This is a genomic window from Haloglomus litoreum, assembly GCF_029338515.1.
In the GTDB taxonomy this organism is placed as follows: domain Archaea; phylum Halobacteriota; class Halobacteria; order Halobacteriales; family Haloarculaceae; genus Haloglomus; species Haloglomus litoreum.
In genome coordinates, this window is the sequence record NZ_CP119988.1 from 2,880,790 (window position 1) to 2,897,432 (window position 16,643).

Annotated in this window: 19 protein-coding genes; 11 read left to right on the plus strand and 8 right to left on the minus strand. The window is 70.5% G+C overall.

Annotated elements, in window-relative coordinates:
- Positions 1-25: 25 nt before the first annotated feature.
- The 3 genes from P2T62_RS14340 to P2T62_RS14350 are packed head-to-tail and all read right to left on the minus strand — an operon-like array spanning position 26 to position 2,219.
- Complete coding sequence (locus tag P2T62_RS14340; protein ID WP_276257759.1) at positions 26-508, minus strand: DUF6691 family protein; 483 nt, start codon at positions 506-508, stop codon at positions 26-28.
- Positions 505-984, minus strand: a complete 480-nt coding sequence (locus P2T62_RS14345) for a YeeE/YedE family protein (RefSeq protein WP_276261624.1) — start codon at positions 982-984, stop codon at positions 505-507. The genes P2T62_RS14340 and P2T62_RS14345 overlap by 4 nt, the downstream gene beginning before the upstream one ends.
- Positions 985-1,034: 50 nt before the next feature.
- Positions 1,035-2,219, minus strand: coding sequence for an MBL fold metallo-hydrolase (locus P2T62_RS14350; protein ID WP_276257760.1), 1,185 nt, complete (start codon positions 2,217-2,219; stop codon positions 1,035-1,037).
- Between the two features lie 284 nt (positions 2,220-2,503).
- Between P2T62_RS14350 and P2T62_RS14355 the strand changes: the two genes are divergently transcribed.
- From P2T62_RS14355 to P2T62_RS14380, 6 genes are all read left to right on the plus strand, one after another.
- Entirely contained in the window at positions 2,504-2,749 is a 246-nt protein-coding gene (locus P2T62_RS14355; RefSeq protein ID WP_276257761.1) for a sulfurtransferase TusA family protein, read from the plus strand.
- Entirely contained in the window at positions 2,746-3,351 is a 606-nt protein-coding gene (locus P2T62_RS14360) for a DsrE/DsrF/DrsH-like family protein (RefSeq protein WP_276257762.1), read from the plus strand. The genes P2T62_RS14355 and P2T62_RS14360 overlap by 4 nt, the downstream gene beginning before the upstream one ends.
- A 6-nt stretch (positions 3,352-3,357) precedes the next feature.
- Entirely contained in the window at positions 3,358-4,209 is an 852-nt protein-coding gene (locus P2T62_RS14365) for a DUF2270 domain-containing protein (RefSeq protein ID WP_276257763.1), read from the plus strand.
- Between the two features lie 51 nt (positions 4,210-4,260).
- The gene (locus P2T62_RS14370; RefSeq protein WP_276257764.1) at positions 4,261-5,445 is read left to right on the plus strand and encodes an ATP-binding protein; all 1,185 of its coding nucleotides are present in this window, start codon (positions 4,261-4,263) and stop codon (positions 5,443-5,445) included.
- A gap of 95 nt (positions 5,446-5,540) precedes the next feature.
- Positions 5,541-6,167, plus strand: a complete 627-nt coding sequence (locus tag P2T62_RS14375; protein WP_276257765.1) for a response regulator — start codon at positions 5,541-5,543, stop codon at positions 6,165-6,167.
- 34 nt (positions 6,168-6,201) lie between these two features.
- Positions 6,202-6,840: a DUF7504 family protein gene (locus P2T62_RS14380; protein ID WP_276257766.1), complete on the plus strand. Its 639-nt coding sequence runs from the start codon at positions 6,202-6,204 to the stop codon at positions 6,838-6,840.
- Positions 6,841-6,860: 20 nt separating this feature from the next.
- Here P2T62_RS14380 and P2T62_RS14385 read toward each other — a convergent pair whose 3' ends face one another.
- The 3 genes from P2T62_RS14385 to P2T62_RS14395 form a co-directional block, all read right to left on the minus strand.
- On the minus strand, positions 6,861-7,481 hold the full coding sequence (locus P2T62_RS14385) for a DUF7504 family protein (protein WP_276257767.1): 621 nt from the start codon (positions 7,479-7,481) through the stop codon (positions 6,861-6,863).
- 114 nt (positions 7,482-7,595) lie between these two features.
- The gene (locus P2T62_RS14390; RefSeq protein ID WP_276257768.1) at positions 7,596-8,102 is read right to left on the minus strand and encodes a macro domain-containing protein; all 507 of its coding nucleotides are present in this window, start codon (positions 8,100-8,102) and stop codon (positions 7,596-7,598) included.
- Positions 8,103-8,177: 75 nt separating this feature from the next.
- Entirely contained in the window at positions 8,178-8,309 is a 132-nt protein-coding gene (locus tag P2T62_RS14395) for a hypothetical protein (RefSeq protein WP_276257769.1), read from the minus strand.
- A 51-nt stretch (positions 8,310-8,360) separates the two neighbouring features.
- Between P2T62_RS14395 and P2T62_RS14400 the strand changes: the two genes are divergently transcribed.
- Complete coding sequence (locus tag P2T62_RS14400) at positions 8,361-9,659, plus strand: hypothetical protein (protein WP_276257770.1); 1,299 nt, start codon at positions 8,361-8,363, stop codon at positions 9,657-9,659.
- A 280-nt stretch (positions 9,660-9,939) separates the two neighbouring features.
- On the opposite strand, the gene P2T62_RS14405 is transcribed toward P2T62_RS14400, so the two are convergent.
- On the minus strand, positions 9,940-10,872 hold the full coding sequence (locus P2T62_RS14405; RefSeq protein WP_276257771.1) for a DUF4349 domain-containing protein: 933 nt from the start codon (positions 10,870-10,872) through the stop codon (positions 9,940-9,942).
- Between the two features lie 119 nt (positions 10,873-10,991).
- Here P2T62_RS14405 and P2T62_RS14410 point away from each other — a divergent pair, with 119 nt between their 5' ends.
- The 4 genes from P2T62_RS14410 to P2T62_RS14425 all read left to right on the plus strand — a co-directional run bounded on the left by P2T62_RS14410 (position 10,992) and on the right by P2T62_RS14425 (position 15,147).
- Positions 10,992-11,717 carry a YqjF family protein gene (locus P2T62_RS14410; RefSeq protein WP_276257772.1) on the plus strand — a complete coding sequence of 242 codons (726 nt, stop codon included), beginning with the start codon at positions 10,992-10,994 and terminating at the stop codon, positions 11,715-11,717.
- A 481-nt stretch (positions 11,718-12,198) separates the two neighbouring features.
- Positions 12,199-12,669, plus strand: a complete 471-nt coding sequence (locus tag P2T62_RS14415) for a PH domain-containing protein (protein ID WP_276261625.1) — start codon at positions 12,199-12,201, stop codon at positions 12,667-12,669.
- A 1-nt stretch (position 12,670) separates the two neighbouring features.
- A complete protein-coding gene (locus P2T62_RS14420; RefSeq protein WP_276257773.1) occupies positions 12,671-14,176 on the plus strand; it encodes a PH domain-containing protein in 1,506 nt (501 codons plus the stop codon).
- Between the two features lie 314 nt (positions 14,177-14,490).
- Complete coding sequence (locus P2T62_RS14425) at positions 14,491-15,147, plus strand: DUF998 domain-containing protein (RefSeq protein ID WP_276257774.1); 657 nt, start codon at positions 14,491-14,493, stop codon at positions 15,145-15,147.
- Here the strand turns inward: P2T62_RS14425 and P2T62_RS14430 are convergent.
- Positions 15,128-16,576 (minus strand): cytochrome P450, encoded by a 1,449-nt coding sequence (locus tag P2T62_RS14430; RefSeq protein WP_276257775.1) that lies wholly within the window; start codon positions 16,574-16,576, stop codon positions 15,128-15,130. The genes P2T62_RS14425 and P2T62_RS14430 overlap by 20 nt on opposite strands.
- Positions 16,577-16,643: the final 67 nt, after the last annotated feature.

Here is a 16,643-nt window from a genome sequence, read left to right on the forward strand (position 1 = left end):
TCGGTCGGCCCCGTGGCCGCGCGGTTCAGTCCGCACCGGCGACCTCCCCCGTGGCCCGCCGCTCGGCCAGGACCGACCGGGCGTACCCCTGCGCGTACGCCCCGAGGAACATCCCCCCGATGGCCCAGAGGATGGGCCAGTTGCCGACGCCGAAACTGGCGTAGGCGGCACCCGGGCAGATGCCCGAGAGTCCCCAGCCGACCCCGAAGACGGTCCCGCCGACGAGGACGTTCCGGTCCATCTCGCGCACCCGGCGGCCGTACTCGCGGCCGGTGAGCGGCGCCGGCCGGTCGAGCAGGTCCGCGCCGATGACGAACGTCACGGCCGAGACGACGGCCGCGCCGCCCATCACGAACAGCAGCCCGAGGTCCTGGAACTGGAGGAAGTCCAGCACGACCTCCGGGCGGGCCATCCGGCTCACGCCAAGGCCGAAGCCGAACAGGACGCCGCCCGCGAGGATGAGCGCGTGGAAGCGCGCCCCCTGGCCGTCCTTCGGGGTGTCGCTCATGGCGTCACCCCCAGCGCGAGGACGACCTGCGCGGTCCCGATGGCGACGGCCATGAACGTCGCGACGTTGGTGATGCTCGTCCCCGAGAGCGAGCCGACGCCACAGACGCCGTGCCCCGAGGTGCAGCCCTTCCCGACGCGCGTGCCGACGCCGACGAGGAAGCCGCCGGCGAGCAGCCGCCAGGGCTGGACCTCGGTGGTCCAGCCGCCGGGGCCGATGGTCAGCGCGTAGACCGCCGCCCCGAGGACGATTCCCAGCGTGAACGTGAGCCGCCAGTCCCGGGAGGCGAGGTATGTCGGGCGGTTGAACCGCGGCAGCCGCGAGGCGTACGAGAGCGTCGTCTCCAGGAACGTCGACGCGCCGGCCGTGATGCCGGTCCCCAGGTAGATGACCGCCACGCCCAGCCCGATGAACAGGCCGCCGACGGCGTACGAGAGGACGCCGTCGGGGAAGTAGGCCGCCAGCCACCGCGGCATGGCCTCGACGACCGGGCCGGTCTGGAGCGCGAGGGTGTCGAGTCCGGTCATCAGTCGTCCCCCCCGTCTCGCGGTGGTTCGGAACTCGCGGCGCGGGGCGCCGCCCCGTCGGAGCCGCCCCCGCTCGCCGCGCAGTTGTTCGGTCCGAGTTCCATGGTGAGCACGTCGGCCCGTTCGACGTCCGCGCGACCCATGTTCGTGTCGATGATGGTCTCGTAGTTGGCCGGCCGCGGCGGCATATCCGCGAGGACCCGCTCGACGAACCTCTCGCGGTCGGCCGCCAGGACGGGCAGGCGCTCGCGGACCGTCCCCAGCGTCGCGGTGTAGGTGCCGTCACCGCTAGTGGGAGTGTGCTCGCTCGCGTGCCCGGGCGCGACGAGCACGTCGTCGCCCAGGTCGAGGAGGTCCTGCAGCGTGTCGTACAGCTGTCCGGCGGCCTCGGGGGCGCCCTCGTTTCCTTCTTCCAAATCAGGGCGCGCGACGCTGTCGACGAACAGCCCGTCCCCCGTCAGCAGGACCGCGTCGTCGACCAGCAGCGAGGTCATCCCGGAGGTGTGCCCGGGCGTGTGCAGCACCTCGACGGCCGTCCCGCCGACGGCGAGGGTGTCCCCGTCGGCGAGTTCCCGGTCCACGTCGAAGACGACCCCCCGCGCGACCGAGCCGGCGGGCAGGCAGGTCCGGACGCCGCGCTCGCCCAGCGCCGAGAGCGCCGAGACGTGGTCCGCGTGGACGTGCGTATCGACCGCGCAGGTCAGCTCCGCGCCGAGCGCGCGGGCGTCCTGCTCGTACTGGTCGACGAACGCCAGCAGCGGGTCCACCACGAGGGCCTCGTCCCCGTCCACGACGAGGTAGCTCAGGCAGCCGCTGGAGGGGCGATGGTACTGGGCGACGGTCGCATCCGTCCCGACATCGAGTTCGGTGTACTCGTAGAGGTCCGCCCAGCCACGCATCCCGCGGTCGAGGTTGACCGCCTCGACGCCCTCCTCGCGGAGGTGCTCGGCGATGAGGTCGCTGGCGTCGCCCTTCGCGCAGACGACGACCACCGGCTCCGGGGCGGGGAGGTCGTCCAGCACCTCGTCCGGGATGCCCTCCAGCATCCGGAAGTACGGCACGTTGCGGTAGTCGACGGCGTCACCGCCGATGCGCCACTGCTCGGCCTCGGACTCGGCCCGGACGTCGAGAAGTCCGACCGGGTCCCCCTGGTCGATGCGCTCCTTCAGCGCCTCCGGAGCCATCGATCCGGTCGGCCTATCGGGCGGGTGCTCGGTCATCGCCGGACCGTTCGGGCCTGCGACACAAAACAGTTTGCACGTATCGCACAACCTTGTTCCGTCCCCACTGATGGCTCGGGGAAACCGCGGCAGCCACAGTCTCTCTGCCCGACTGCCATGCCGCCCCATCACCACACTCAGCCCGTCTCGAGCCGTGGTGCCCACGGGAACCGGACGACCGGAGCGACCGAATGGTTTTTGTCTCTCGCGAAAGGATTGTGCTATAGATTCAATATGGTGATGTCCGAATGAGTTCGGAGTACGAGATCACGGAGACGCTGGACGTGAAGGGCCTCTCCTGTCCGATGCCGGTCGTGAAGACGAAGCAGGCCATCGACGACCTGAGCGACGGAGCGGTGCTGGAGGTGCTGGCGACCGATAGCGGCAGTATGAGCGACATCGCGGGCTGGGCGGACACGACCGCGGGTGTCGAACTGCTCGACCAGGTCGACGAGGGCGACGTCTACCGACACGTCGTCCGCAAGACCGCATGAGCTCCGACGCCGACGCCGCAGCGGACCCGGCGGCGCCCGACCCGGACGAGCCCTCGCGCGAGGAGCTGGCGGCGCAGGTCGAGGCGCTGCAGGAGCGCGTCGAGCACCTCGAGAGCGGTGCGGCCGGCGACGCCGCGGACGACGAGAAGCGGATGGTCATCATCGCGACGAAGGGGACGCTGGACATGGCGTACCCGCCGCTCATCCTCGCCTCGACGGCCGCCGCCTTCGGCTGGGACGTGACCGTCTTCCACACGTTCTGGGGGCTGGAGATCCTCCACGAGGAGCGCTCGAAGGAGCTGCAGCTCTCCTCGGTCGGGAACCCCAACACGCCACTGCCGAACGCCGTCGCGGCGCTCCCCGGCATGGACCGCCTGACGACGGCGATGATGAACCGGCAGATCGACGCGGTCGGCACGCCGACCGTCGACGAACTCGTCGACACCTGCCTCGACATGGGCGCTGACCTCCAGGCCTGCCAGATGACCATGGACCTGATGGACTACGACGCCGACGAGTTCTACGACGAGGTCACCACGGGTGTCGGCGCGGCCTCGGCGCTGTCCGAGATGGCCGACGCCGACATCCAGCTGCTGGTCTGATACCCGATGCTCTCCCAGGAACCCACCCCCCGCGAATCCGGTGACACCGACGAGTCGAGCGACTCCGACGCCGACAGATCGGCCGGGCGAGCGGCCGGAGCCGGCCAGCGATCACCGGGACGGCCAGCCCCCGACGGCGCGGGCCCCGACCCGTTCGTCGGGCAGGGGCTGCTGGACTCGGAGATGGGGCCGAGTTCGGCGATGGCCCACCTCTACCGCGGCGAGATCCACCGGATGAAGTTCTGGCGCGAGCGCCTGGACCGCACCACCAACTGGGCGGTCATCGTGCTCGCGGCGGTGCTGACGTGGGCGTTCTCCAGCGAGCAGAACCCACACTACCTGCTGCTCATCGGCAACGTCGTGCTGGCGACGTTCCTCGTCATCGAGGCGCGGCGCTACCGAGCGTACGACATCTGGCGCTCGCGGGTCCGGACCCTCCAGCAGCAGGTCTGGGCGACCGGCCTCGACGAGGGCGAGCCGACGGACGCGGACTGGCGGGCCGACCTGGCCGAGGACTACCGCCAACCGACGATCAAGATCACCGCCGAGGAGGCCATCGCGCACCGGCTGCGTCGCATCTACCTCCCCCTGCTGGCCGTCCTCGACGCGGCCTGGGTGGTTCGGGTGACCGCGTTCGGTCCCGAGCCGTGGCCGGCGAGCGCGGCCATCGGCGTGGTACCGGGGACGGTCGTGACGGGGCTGCTGGCGCTCCTGTTCGCCGCCGCGGTCGTCGTCGCGTGTCGCCCCCGGACGTGGCACGCGGATGCGGAGCTCCGGACCGAGGCACTCCGGAAGGAGCGGGGGGCCGCCGGCGACGACCACGCCGACGGCCTCGCGGGCCGCCCCGAGGACGATTGACGACCGTACACACCCGCAAACTGTATCCGGCCGGTGGACCAGATTCGTCGTATGCGTCGTCTGCGTGGTCCGTGGGGTCCACCGCTCACGCTCGGTGGCATCGGCGTCTTCTTGCTGGCACTCGGGCTGTGGAACCTCAACCGGGAGCTGACGAACCTCCGGATCGAGTGGGGGCCGGTCCTGGCGTTCGGACAGATCGCTATCCCGGCACTGGTGGTGGTGTACGCCGGGTACCGGCTGTCGGCCTCGTCGTTCAACCGGGAGGAGCGCTGGCGCGTGACGCTGTTCGGCGTCGCCGGCCTGCTGCTGGTCGGTGGGGGGGTCTACTCCACCATCCTCGTCCGGCTGGCCGAGGCCAGGGCCGTCGGTGAGCCCCAGTACGTCCTCGGCGTGATGTCCGGGCTCGGCACGGCCGGTGGTGCGGTGCTGGGTTCGTTCAGCGTCACCAGCCGGCGCGACGCACGCCAGGCCCAGCGCGCCCGCGACAACTTCGAGCTGCTGAACAGCATCATCCGCCACGACATCCTCAACAGCATGATGATCGTCCAGTCGCGGGCGGAGTTCATCGAGGAGGAGGCCGACGAGGAACGCATCCGGGAGTTCGCCGGCACCATCCTCACCCAGACGAACGGTGTCGTCGACCAGGTCGAGCGGACCCGGGCCATCCTGCAGGCGCTCCGGACGAGCGACCCCCGGCTGGAGGCGGTCGACCTGGCCGCGGTCGTGGAGGGCGAACTCGAGACCATCCGGACGACCTACGACACGGTGGCCGTCGAGACCGACCTGCCCGGGGCGCTGTACGTCCGCGCCGACGACCTCCTGGACGACGTCGTCGGGAACGTCCTCTCGAACGCCGTCGAGCACAACGACAAGGACGAACCCCGGCTGTCGGTCTCGGCGACGGTGCTCGAGGACGGACAGCTCGCCGACCGGACCGGTGACGAGGAGGAACACGAGGCCGTCGTCGAGCTCCGCATCGCCGACAACGGCCCCGGTGTCGACGACGACCTCAAGGACGCCGTCTTCCGGCGCGACGAGACCGGGCTCCACGAGGACGGGACCGGCTCCGGGTTCGGCCTCTTCTTCGTCGACACGATGATGGGCAAGTACGGCGGCGACGTCTCCATCGAGGACAACGACCCCGAGGGGGCCGTCTTCGTCTTCCGCTTCGGCGCCGCCGAGCCGGCCGACGAGGGCACGGCCGACGCGAGTGACGTGGTCGAGGTCCCGGCCTGACATCCGCGGGGGCCGGACGTTCGCGTGGCCCTCGCGCGGGCACCGGCGGGCCCGTCGGGTGAGGGTTTTTGGCTCATGCACCCAAAGGCGGCGCCATGAGCGAAACCGAGGAGCCGGCGGACGACCAGCCGACCGTACTGGTGGTCGAGGACGAGGAGGAGCTTCGGCGCACGTACGAACTCTGGCTCGCGGGCGACTACGAGGTCGTGACGGCCGCGGAGGGGGAGGAGGCCCTGGACATCGTGGCCGAGCGCGCGGCGGACGTCGAGGTCGTGCTCCTGGACCGGATGATGCCGGGGCTGTCGGGGAAGGAGACCCTGGAGCGGATGCGGGAGCGGGGCGTGGAAGCGAAGTTCGCGATGGTGACCGCGGTCGAACCGGACTTCGACATCATCGAGATGGGGTTCGACGCCTACCTCACGAAACCCATCGACGAGGACCGCCTCCGGGACACCATCTCCAGCCTGCGCTCCCAGGAGGCCTACTCGGACGCGCTGGACGAGTACACCTCGCTGCTGGCGAAGAAGGAGACGCTGAAGGCCCGCAAGAGCGAGGAGGAGCTGGCCGAGAGCGACGCGTACGCGGAGCTTGAGGCACGCCTCGCGGAGCTGGAGACCGAACTCGAGGACGCCGACTCCGGTGCCGGCGACGACGCCGGCTTCGTCGCTGCCCTCCGGAGCATCGACGAGGGGGCCCAGCAGACCGAACCCGAGGAGTCATGACCGCAGCCAGCGAAGCCGCGATACACCCACCACCATGAGCGGAGCCTCAGACGGTGACGACGCCTACGACCTCGGCAGCGCCTTCCCCATCGCCGAGGCACGGCGCCAGCGCCCCGGAACGACCCTCCTCATCACCGGGTCGGCCGCGCTCACCGAGCGCGCCGCCTTCGACATCCTCCTCGCCGAGCCGGACGCCGCGGAGGGTGTCGTGCCGGTCAGCACGGACCGCTCGGCGGCCGACCTTGAGAGCGAGTTCGCCGGCCGCTCCGAGGGCTCGCTCGACGACCGGCTGGCTGTCATCGACATCACCGGGTCGTCCGAGCGTGGAACCCGTCCGGACGACCTGGCGGCCATCGGCCGCGAACTCAACGAGGCCATCGACCGGGTCGACCGCCCCCGGGTCCGGATCGGCGTGCTCTCGCTGACCGGGATGCTCGAACACCTCGACCGGACGGAGGTGTTCAAGTTCTGCCACGTCGTCAGGGACCGGATCGCCGACGCCGGCTATCTCGGCATCGCGACGCTGGACACCGACGAGGTCCCCGAGGCGACGGTCTCGATGCTACAGGACGCGTTCGACGCGACCGTGGAGGTCGACGAGGACGAGAAGGGCAGCATCGTCCGCGTCATCGGTCTCTCGGACGCCCCGGTCACCTGGCACGCCTGGAGCTAGCTCGACCCGAGCGCCCGGGGCTAGACGCCCTCCCAGCCGTCCTCGGTCCACTCGTAGACGCCCTCGAACAGGCTCCGGATCGTCGAGACCGTCTGCTCGTCGTGGGCCTCGGGGTCCATGTAGAAGACGCTCATCACCCCGGCGCGCTTCATCCGGCTGGTCAGGACGTGACAGAACTGGAAGACCTGCCGGGTGTCGGCGTACTGGAGCATCGTCGTCACGGAGTCGAAGACGACGACCGGGTCGCGGTTCGACCACGCGTCGAGACACTCGTTGATTCGGATGCCGAGGCCCGTCAGGTCGCCCGGGTCGGCGACCGTGGTCGTCCGGAACGGGGTCTCGGTGCTCGACTCACCGGGGGTGGTGCCGGCGTGGGTGCAGCCGATGGCCGCGACCTCCGCGGGCGGCGCCCGCCACCGCTCCTCCCAGGTCGCGATCCTCTCGGCAGGAGGGCGAAGCAGCGACACCGCCAGCAGCGCGGGCGTCCCGGTCACGCTCTCCAGGAGTCGAACGATGGCATCGCCGTCGTCCTCCATGGATGGACCCAGGAGGAGCAGGTTCGCCGGAGGGGTCTCCTCGAACGGGGGGGCCGTCGCTGGGTCCTTTCCCAGCCCGGCGTCCGCCGATCCGACACTCGTCACAGCAGTACCTACGCACCCCACCCACTTAACGAGCCCCAACGCTTTCACGACAAGATAACGCCATCGTCCGGGGCGAGCGGTGCTATCTGACCCGAATGGGCCCCACGAACGCCACTACCCCCGGACGCTCGCCGCCACGTCGCCGATGGTCTCGTAGGCGTCGTCGGAGTAGGCGATGACGCGGACATCGGCGAGCGAATCCGGGTCGTACGCGGCGATCTCCTCGCAGATGAGGCGCGCCCCCTCCGCGAGGTCGAACCCCGCGACACCGGTCCCAAGCGCCGGGATGACGAGCGACTCGCACCCGAGTTCGTCGGCCCGTGCCAGCGTGTTCCGGGTGGCGTCCCGGATGGACTCGCGGGTCGCCTGCCCGTCGCCGTAGTGGGGCATCGCCGCCGCGTGGATGACGTACTCGGCGTCGAGGTCGTACGCGTCGGTGACGGCGACCTCGCCCAGGTCGACGGGCCCCTTCGAGACCGCCTCATCGTTGATCTCGGGGCCGGCCCCCCGCCGGAGCGCCCCGGCCACGCCGCTTCCCATCTGCAGGCTGGTCCCCGCCGCGTTCACCAGCGCGTCGGCGGACTGTGTCGCGATGTCGCCCTGCACGACTCGGAACTCCATGTGAGGGGCTGTACGGCAGGTCCACAAAGTTCCACCGCCGCCACGGCAGCAGGTGGTCGGGAGGCGACGCCGTCGCTATCTCGTGGCCCGTCGGCCGAGGACGAACACGAGCAGGGACAGCAGTATCGGGCCGACCATCGCCTCGACGGTCGTGAGCACCTCGCCGACGGTTCCGGTCGCGGTCGACGGACCCAGACAGGGACACATGGATTCAAGCGGCCGGTCCTCCAACGCTGGACATACCAGGAGAACGCTGTAATGAGCAACAGACCGACGATACGGCAGAAGTTCAGCTTTCGACGTGAGACATCCACAGTAGGTGCGTTCGGTCTCCTCGTCGAGCACAGGATTCCGGACTCGATTCCACAGTTCGCGTTGAACTTCGGGGGACGATGGTCGGAGGTAACGATACAGAGCAGCCACGGGTACACCTCCGAGACGGGCGGCAGACTCGTGTGGGATGGTTCGACGCGGAATCCCGAGGCACATCTCACGGTATCACTGACCGACTCGCTCCACTACAAGGATACAGGGGACTGGACGATCGCCAAAACGCCGCTGTACTCGACTTCCCCCGCTGGCAGGAACACCACCACAGCCACGAACTCCGGCAGTGATGGCCGTAGGGTGGTCGAGACTCCCCTTGGCCGCGTGCAGACAGGAGCTCACAACGATGTGTTCGATGCGTTCTTCGGGGAGGGTTCACGGGGGTACAGCATCGAAGAGGAATACGACGTTGCAGGGGAGGGTGTCGTCAGTGAAACAGGCGGGATACTGTACCTCGGAGCGTACGACGAGTGGTCCCGGACGACGGATGACGGACAACAGATCCGACTCGTCGTTCCCGACGCTGCGCAACTGGCTCCGGAACCGGAAGCAGTGGTGGAGGCACTCGTAGCGGCCGCGAACGAACTCGACGTTGGGACGGAGCACGACAGTATGCTGGCGGTAGCCGCACCAACCCGAGGTGTCGACTGGTATCACAGAGGTATCGGCGGGGATGATGGATTCTGGGTCAGGGATGATCTACGGCTGGATTTGAGTACATTCGGTGGCAACCCGTGGATCCACGAATACATCCACACGCGACAGCGATTCAGGAGCGAGTTGACGTCGGCCACCACATGGCTCACCGAGGCCGTCGCGTCCTACTACGGGGCGGTGCTGTGCTTCCGCCAGGGATTGTGCTCGTTCGAGAGACTGCTGGACCATCTGACATTACGGACGTCGCCCGGATTCTCACACGGCCAGTTGACGGACCACAGCGAGTTCAGGGATGACGACAGGAACCATCTGGATTACCGGAAAGGCAGGCGAGTGCTTGCCGCCCTCGACTGCAAGATTCAGGACGATACTGCCGGACGGGCGACGTTCGAGGACGTGTTCCGGCAGCTGAATGCGTACGACGGTCAGATCACCAACAATTCGTTCATCGGGATGGTTGCCGACATCACCGGGAACTCGGAGTATTACGAGTGGTTCAGTACGTATGTCGGTTCAGCGAACGTACCAGAGGTACCCAGGTCGAAGAAGTACTTCATCAACAGTGTGGCGTAGAATCGACTCGGTACGGGAATCAGGTTCCGACCGCGGGAACCTGTCAGCGACCTCCGAGAGGAGGCCGGCCGAAACTGGCTCCTGTAGTCCGTAGTGGGAAACGCAGGTACCGCCGCTTTCGTCCCACGGCCAGACACAACTACACGACGTCCGGGACGGCAGCACACTCCGCCGGACAGTACCACCTGACGTGTAATCCGTTCGTTCACAGAGAGGTTGCTATCGAAATTCTCCGCCTGATATCGATATAATGTAATAATTCAAGAAATTATTCGCTTGTTCAGACCATATCCTGCTTCCGGGCGACGTAGCCGATGGCGGCCAGCGGCAGGCCGAACACCAGCGCGAACGGGCCGACGTAGGCCAGCGTGACCAGGATGGCCCGGACCGTGACGACCACGCCGTTCACCGAGGCAGCGAGCGCCCCGCCGAGGTCGGTCTCGTGGTAGGAGGGCCGGGGTGTGGGTGAGGCGGTCGGCGTCGGCGTGAGGCCGGGTTCGCGGAGCTGGACGGTGATGGTCGCGTACGCGACCTCGTCGCGGAGCGCGCGCCGCTGGGCCTGGAGGCGCTCGATGCGCTCCTGAACGCTCGACAGCTTCTCGCCCACCTGGAGGATGGCCTCGGTGTCGTTCGCCTCGTCGTACAGCCGGCGGAGGCGGTCACGCTGGGTCCGGAGGTTGGTGAGCCGGGCCTCGATGTCGACGAGCTGGTCGCTCACGTCCTCGCTGTCCGAACTCGCCTTCCGGACCTCGCCGACGGCCTTCACGGCGCGGAACGCCTCGCCGAACCGGTCGCTGCGGACCCGGAGTCGCAGACTGCCCGTCGTCCGCGTCCGGTTGCCGACGCGCTCGACGTTCGTGTCGGACCCGGCCACGTAGCCGCCGTGCTCGCGGGCGACCGATATCACCGACTCGCGGGCGCCCTCGAACGAGGCCACCCGCAGCGTCGCGCTCCCGGTCCGGATGATGGCCTGCGACCGGTTCGGGTCCCGATACGACTGCGCCGCCGCGTCACCACCCCGGCCGTCACCGCCGTCACCGACACCACCGGCGGGTGCGTCGGCTGCCTCCGGGGCGCCCTGCGAGCCACCGCCGTCCCCACCGCCCGCGCTGCCGGCGTCCGGGCCCCCGCCGAGGCCCGAACAGCCCGCGAGCACGAGGAGCGCGCCCAGGAGCAGTGCCAGCACCGTCCGTCGTCTCGGTCGCTCACCCATGTCCGAAGTGTGTGAACAGCCCCCATTAACCGCGACGGAGCATCAAACGGCGATTTGTCCATCCGGCGAACGCCGCCCCCGCCGTCAGGGAGATACGGCGGCGTCCCCTACATCCGGGTATGTGTGCCGGCATCGCCGACTGCGGGGTCCTCTCGATGGTCTGGGAGGACCTGCTGTTCGCCCACTGGCCGGTCGACCCGGACCTCGTCGATGAACGGCTCCCCGAGGGGCTGACGGTCGACACGTACGACAGCGACGCCTACCTCGGGGTCGTGCCGTTCGTGATGCGTGACATCGGGCCCCGGTTCGCGCCGGTGGGGCTCTCGTTCGGGGAACTGAACCTGCGGACCTACGTCCGGGAGACGGCCGACGGGCCCACGAGCGACGCCCCCGACGAGGGCGGCCGCGGCGTCTACTTCTTCAACCTCGACGCCGACGACCCCCTCGGGGTGGCCGTCGCGCGCTCGCTGTTCCAGCTCCCGTACCACCGGGCGAACATGACCATCGACACGGCGGGCGACCGGGTGGCGTTCCGCTCGCAGCGCCCGGACGGGACGGCGACCTTCGCGGCCGCCTACGGCCCGGAGGGCGAATCGTTCGAGCCGGAGCCGGGCTCGCTCGCGGCGTTCCTCACGGAGAACTACCGGTTCTACACCGCCGACGCCGGCGGTCGGCTCTGGTACGGCGACATCGACCACCCGCGCTGGGAGCTGGCGCCCGCGAGCGCGGACTTCGTCACCAACGAGCTGTTCGCGGTGAACGGGTTCGACCACCCGGACGGCGACCCGGTGCTCCACTTCTCCGAGCGCATCCGGGTGACTGCCGGGCGGATCCGTCGCGCATGACCGAATCGCACGCCGTCGCGCGTGGCCGCGTCACCAGTCGTCCCGGCCCCGGGCGCCGACAGCCCGGCCCCGCCTTCGCGGGTCGGGGGCTACTTTACCCGCGGTGTTCTCGGTACGGACAATGAGTGACGGCGACGCGCGGGGCGACGACGCCACGACGGCGCCCGAGGACCCGGACGCGCCGGCGGAACGGGCCAGCGACGGCGCCGTCGAGGGCGACGACGGGACCGCGGGAACCGACAGCGACGACGGTGCGGGGGCGGACGACGGCGCTCCCGGCGCGACCTCGGGGACCGCGTCCGGCGGCGACACCGTCGCGGAGCAGTCGGGTGGGGCCGGCCCGGCCGCCGACGTGTCGGACGATGGCGTGTCGGACGACGGCGACCCGGCCCGCGGGAGCGCGACGGATGACGCGGGGCGTGACGGGGGGTCGACAGCGGAGGGGGGACCGCTCGACCCGTCCGAGGTCGACATCTCGGCGCTGACGGGGCCGGAGCGGTCGCTGGAACCGGCCGTCCGGCTGGTGTGGTTCCTCCGCGCGGCCATCGTCGCGGTCGTCCTCGGTGCGGTGACTGGCGCGCTGTCGGTCATCCTGTCGGGGCCGGCCTGGGTCGGGCCGGCCGTCTTCACCGCGCTGTTCGTGCTCGGTGGGACCCGGGCGCACTTCCGCTACGAGTCCTGGTCCTACCAGGTGCGGACGGACTCGCTGTTCCTCGACCGCGGCGTCCTGACGCGGGTCCGGACGGTCGTCCCGTACGTCCGCATCCAGCACGTCGACGCCTCGCGCGGGCCGGTCGAGCGGGCGTTCGGTCTCGCGACCGTGGTCGTCTACACCGCCGGCTCGCGGGGCGCGGACGTGACCATCCCCGGCCTGACGCCCGAGCGCGCCGACGAACTGCAGGACCGGCTGAAGCGCCTGGCCATCGCCGCCGAGGGGGAGGACGCGGTCTGAGATGCGACTCAGCCCCCTCTCGATTCCGTACGGCGCCGTGACCACGGCGGCCAGACTGGGGTGGATCCTCGTCATCGCCACCTTCGGCTCCACGCAGATGCCCGGCGCGGGGCCACTGGTCGCGGTGGCCCTCGTCGCCGGAGTGCTGGCACTGGCGGGAGCCTACCAGTTGGCGCGCTGGCAGCGCTTCGACTACGAACTCACGGAGGATACGCTCGACATCGAGTCGGGGGTGTTCTCACGTCGGACGCGGGAGATCCCACTCCAGCGCGTCCAGAACGTCGACACGAGCCGGAACGCCGTCCAGCGCGCGCTCGGCATCGCCGCCGTCACCGTCGAGACCGCAGGGGGGAGCGACGTGGAGGCCGAACTCCGGTACGTCACCGAGGCCGAGGCCGAACGCCTCCGGGCGGAGGTCGGCCGGCTGAAGCGCGAGCACTCGCGCGACCACGACGCGGAACCGGGCGACGCGCGCGCGACGCCCGACGACGAGCCCGCCGAGGAGGAGCTGTTCGCGATGTCGGCCCGCGAGCTGGCCCTGCTGGGCGTCGTCTCCGTCGACCTGCGGCTGCTGTCGCTGTTCTCGGCCATCGTCCCCATCCTCGCGCCGTCGCTTGCGCGGTCGGCGACGGACCCGCTGTTCTCGCTGGCGGTCACCGCGCCCCTGGTCGCCGGCGGGCTCGTGCTGCTCGCGGTGCTGGCGAGCGCGGCGTTCTCGGTGGGGAACTTCTACGGCTTCCGGCTGAGCCGGGCTGGCGACGAGCTCCGCTACGAGCGTGGGCTGCTCAACCGCTACACCGGGACCGTGCCGCTGTCGAAGGTGCAGTCGGTGGTCCTCTCGGAGAACGCGCTGGCGCGGCGCATCGGCTACGCCTCGCTCACCGTCGAGACGGCGGGCTACGCGCCGGGCGATTCGGGCGCCGAGTCGGCCGTCCCGCTGGCGCGCCGCGAGCGGGCCGTCGCCCTCGCCCGCGAGATCGAGCCGTTCGGCGAGGTGACGTTCGAGCGCCCACCGACCCGCGCGCGGACACGCTACGTGATACGGTACGCCCTGGTCGGGGCACTGCTCACCGCCATCGCGTACGGCGTCCACCGGTTCTCGCGGTTCGCGTTCGCGTGGTACCTCGTCGCCGGCCTGGTGGTGCTGGCGCCGCTGGCGGCGCACCTGAAGTGGCGCAACCTCGGCTTCGCCGTGCTGGACGACCACGTCGTCCTCCGGTCGGGGTTCTGGTCGCGGGAGACGACCGTCGTCCCGTACTACCGGGTGCAGACGGTCGTGGAGAGCCAGACGGTCTTCCAGCGCCGGCGCGACCTGGCGACCGTCGTCGTCGACACCGCCGGGTCGCGCGGCCTGACGACCGGCGACCCGCAGGCACTCGACATCGAGGCCGAGCGCGCGAGCGAACTCCGGGAGACGGTCGCCGACCGATTGCAGGCATCGCTGCAGACGCGCCGGGCGGTGCGACGCGAGCGCGGCCGCGACCGGCTGACGAGTGTCGCGGACTGAATCAAGCGGTCACTCCGTCTTCGGCTCGCTGTACCGTGTCAGGGTCACCACGTACCCGCGCCCGCACTCGCCACACTCCGTCCGGAGGTCGGATTCGACCTGGTTCGCCTCACCGCTGGTCTCCATCGGCGCGCCACACCAGCACTCGAAGTTCACCCTCATCCGAGTGAATGGATGTTCTCCACACGCTTGGTTTCTTCGGCGTGCATCCGTGACTCTTTTTCAACGACACTGATAGCAGACGGGCTCTCGGTCTCAGGACCGCTTCGCTCGCAAGCGCCACACACAAGCCCCGGCGCCGCGGGGCACCAGTCGTGACCGACTCGCACACGCGCCTCGCCGGCACGGCGAGCGTCGTCGTACTCGCCCTCGCCGTCCTCGTCGGGGTGGCGCTCGACCCGACCGTCCGGCTCCTCCCGGTCCGGGCCCGCCTGTCCGACCTCGGCCGTCCCGGCGGCGCGGGCGCGTTCCCGTTCGACTACGGCCTCGTCGTCGCGGGACTCCTCGGGCTGGCCTTCGTCCGGGCGTGGTGGCCAGCGGCCTCCGAATCGCGGGACCGCGTGGCCGCGGGCCTCGCCGGCGTCGTCTTCGGCTGTCTCGCAGTCGCCGGGCTCTTCCCCGAGCCGTCGGCTGTCCACCTCCCGTTCCTGGCGGGGGCCTACCTGGCGGCCTGGGCCGGTCCCCTGCTCGACGGGGTCCGGCTCCGGCGGGACGGGGCCGACGACGGAGGGCGCTCGCGTGCTGGCGTCGCGCTCCTTGCCGGCGCCGCGCTCGTGGCACTGCTGTGGGGAATCCGGGCCGTCGTGCAGGTGACGACGTTCCTCCTCTCCGGGGCGACGAGCGCCCTGCTCCTGACGGAGGTCGCGACGCTCGCACTGTTCGCGGGCTGGGTGCTGTTCCGGGCGTGGGTCGGCGGGCCGGCCCTCACGGTTGACGCGCCCGCGGGCGACCTCAGCGTCGACGGACGGTGACCCGGATGGGGTCGCTCGGCTGGAGCGTGACGTTGAGCGACGGCCGTACCTCGCCGGGGTCGGTGAACCGCCACTCCCGGGCCAGCGTTGCCAGCGCGAGGCGAGCCTCCAGCATCGCGAACCGCGCGCCGATGCAGTGGCGCGGGCCGCCGCCGAACGGGAAGTAGGCGTACTCCGGGCGGTCCTCGGTGCCGGGAGCCGCCCGCGTGTGTTCGGCATCGTCGTCGAGCCACCGCTCGGGCCGGAACGCCTCCGGCCGGTCCCACCAGCGCGGGTCCGTGTGGACGATACGCTGGGGGAGGACCAGCGTCGCGCCCGCGGGCACCCGGCGGCCACCGAGGGCGACCGGTTCGAGCGGTTCGCGGAACAGCGTGTACAGCGGCGGGTAGCGCCGCATCGACTCCTTCACGACGGCCTCCGTGTACGGCAGGTCGGGCAGGTCCGCGACCGTCGGCTCCCCCGAGAGGGTGTCCACCTCGGCCGCGAGGCGGTCGCTCGCGTCGGGGGCGTCCGCGAGCAGATGCCCGGCGTACGAGAGCGCGAGCGCGGTGGTCTCGTGGCCGGCGAACAGGAAGGTGACGAGGTTATCGCGCAACTCGGCCCGGGAGAGGCGGTCCTCCTCGTCGGCGGCGCGGTTGGCGGCCAGCAACAGGTCGAGCAGGTCCGGGTCGTCGATGGCGTCCAGCGACGCGGGGGCGTCGGCCACGGCGTCGACACCGGACCCACCGCGCGCGTCGAGCAGGTCGTCGACGGCATCGTCGAAGTCGGCGCGGGCAGCCTCGAACCGACGCTTCGCGGGCGTCGGGAGCCAGTCCGGGAGCGGGAGGATCGTCCGGAGCGAGGTGGCGTCGAGGAAGTCGTTGACCGTGCGCGCGGCCTCGGCGACGGTCCGGCCGAACGCGTCGTCCAGGTCGCGGTCGAACAGTGCCCGGACGAGGACATCGAGCGTGACGCGTTTGGTCACGGCGCCGAGGTCGACGCGGTCGCCGTCCGACCAGCCGGCGGTCGCCTCGCGGGTCGCGTCGACGGCGTGGCGGCCGTAGCGCTCGACGCGCTCGCGGTAGAAGGCGGGCTGAGCGATGGTCCGCGCGCGGCGCCACTGCTCGCCCGTCGCGAGGAACATCCCGTCGGTGAGGAAGCCGCTGCCGGCCTCGGCGACCTGCGAGGCCTTCCGGAAGCGGGACTGGTCGCTCACGAGGACGCGCTGGATGTCGTCGGGGTGGGTGACGTAGTGGAAGCTCCCGCCCGCCAGCCGGACCCGGACCACGTCGCCCAGGTCGCGGGCGTGGCGCTCGTGGAAGGTGAGGGGGTCCCGGAGGTACTGGTGGGTGTTGCCGAGCAGCGGGAGGCCGTCGACCTCGGGTGCCGGTGGCGCGGTGGTCGGGTCCGTCGTTCCGTCCCCGTCCCCGGGCGCCGAGCGGTCGGCCATTGTCGGCCGGTGGGTCCCGCCCGACTAACGCCTTCGGGTGGTGGGTAGCCGGGCACTCACAGCGACG